At 53.4% G+C, this 1835-nt stretch carries 1 protein-coding gene; it reads left to right on the top strand.

What is annotated here, in order from left to right; translation table 11 throughout:
* Positions 1-1835: beta-ketoacyl synthase N-terminal-like domain-containing protein (locus ACFTRD_RS32540; protein WP_379387143.1), on the top strand; the 1835-nt coding region annotated here is incomplete at both ends.

Raw genomic sequence — 1835 nt, 5'->3', positions numbered from 1 at the left:
CAAACTGGTCTACTTAGTCATACCAACGAAGAAGGTCTCGCCATGCTGGATATGGTGCTGACTTACAATGTGGGTAATGTCGTACTCCCGGCCATGGTTAATCCAAAAGTATGGCAACCACAACGCCTGATGAGCCGGAAACTGGAAGAACAGCAGAAAAGTGCTCCGGTTCAGCTGCAACCAGCGCGGGAAGACGATGGAACGCTGCTGCACACGGTGATAGAGCGGCTTGTCGGGTTGTTCTCGTCCGAGCTGAAAATTGATCCTGCGGAACTGGAGCCAGATGTATCATTTCAGGAGTTTGGAGTTGACTCGATCTTACTGACCCAGTTGTTACGTACCATTAATCAGTGGGTAGGCGAAGAGCTGGATCCTTCGATCTTGTATGAATATGCCAGTATGGAAAGCTTGGCAGGCTGGCTGGTCCAGACCTATCCGTCGGCGTTGAGAGGAGAGACAACTTCAGGTACTCCGGCAAGCCAAGCTGTAGATTCGAGCGGAGTGCCGTTGGAATCTTATCCGCAGGAGCTTCCTCCAAGTCCGAAGTTACAAGTTCGCTCCAAACAGAGAACCGGGGATATTGCCGTGGTTGGCATGTCCTGTCAGCTACCGGGCGCACCAAGCTTGGACGCGTACTGGGATCTGTTGAAAGAAGGACGGAGTGCGATCGGTCGTGTGCCGCAGGAACGATGGGGACAGGAAGCGGACTATTATGCCGGATTGGTTGAAACGCCAACAGAACGGGTGGCATCCCGCTTTCATATTGCGGCGGAAGACGCTCGGGTGATGGATCCTCAAGCGTTACTGTTGCTAGAGGAAAGTTTAAAGGCATGGCATCACGCCGGATATACGGTAGATGAGATCAAAGGAGCGCCGGTGGGCGTGTACATCGGGGGACGCAGCCAGCACCGACCGGATGAGCAGGAGCTACTTGCGGCTCGCAACCCGATCCTGGCAGTGGGCCCGAATTATTTGGCGGCGAATATCTCCCATTACTTTGATCTTCGAGGTCCGAGTTTAGTATTGGATACGGCATGTTCGTCAGCTTTAGTAGGTTTGCATATGGCCGTTCAGGCATTACACAGCGGCGAAATAAATGGTGCTCTGGTGGGCGGGGTTAGCTTGCTAGGAACTGACCAGGCGCACCGATTATTCGACCAGAGAGGAATATTAAGCGGGGAGCCCAACTTCCATCTGTTTGATGGTCGAACGAGCGGAGCCGTGCTGTCGGAAGGCGGCGGGGTCGTCATCGTCAAGACGCTGGAGCAAGCACAAGAGGATGGCGACCGGATATATGCGGTAATTAAAGGGACAGCCGTGAATAACGACGGCCGAACGGCAGGACCAGCCACACCCAACATCCAGGCACAACAGGATGTTATGCGTACGGCGCTCGAAAGAAGTGGTAAACAGGCAGCGGATATCAGTTATATCGAGGCGAATGGTTCGGGCTCCATGGTAACGGACTTGTTGGAACTAAAGGCCATTCGGAAGGTCTACCGGGAAGAGAACTCAGAAGAGTTGGGGTTAGGATCAAGCAAACCCAATATAGGACATCCATTATGTGCGGAAGGGATAGCAGGCCTGGTGAAGGTCGTTCTGATGCTACATCATCGAGAGGTCGTACCGTTCCTATCTGGCCAGCAGCCCATGAAGCATTTTGATATAGCAGCCTCCCCGTTTCATTTTACTCGTGAAAGCACGATCTGGGAGGGAGAGTGTCCAGTCGCAGGGATTAATTGTTTTGCAGACGGTGGGACTAACGCTCATGTCATCGTAGGGGCATGGGAGCCGGGTGTGGCTGGGTATGTGACCCGCGGACCTATTGAACAGGA

Origin of the sequence: Paenibacillus sp. NPDC056933 (genome assembly GCF_042674385.1) — a bacterium.
In the GTDB taxonomy this organism is placed as follows: domain Bacteria; phylum Bacillota; class Bacilli; order Paenibacillales; family Paenibacillaceae; genus Paenibacillus.
This window is presented reverse-complemented; position numbering and strand designations above follow the sequence as displayed.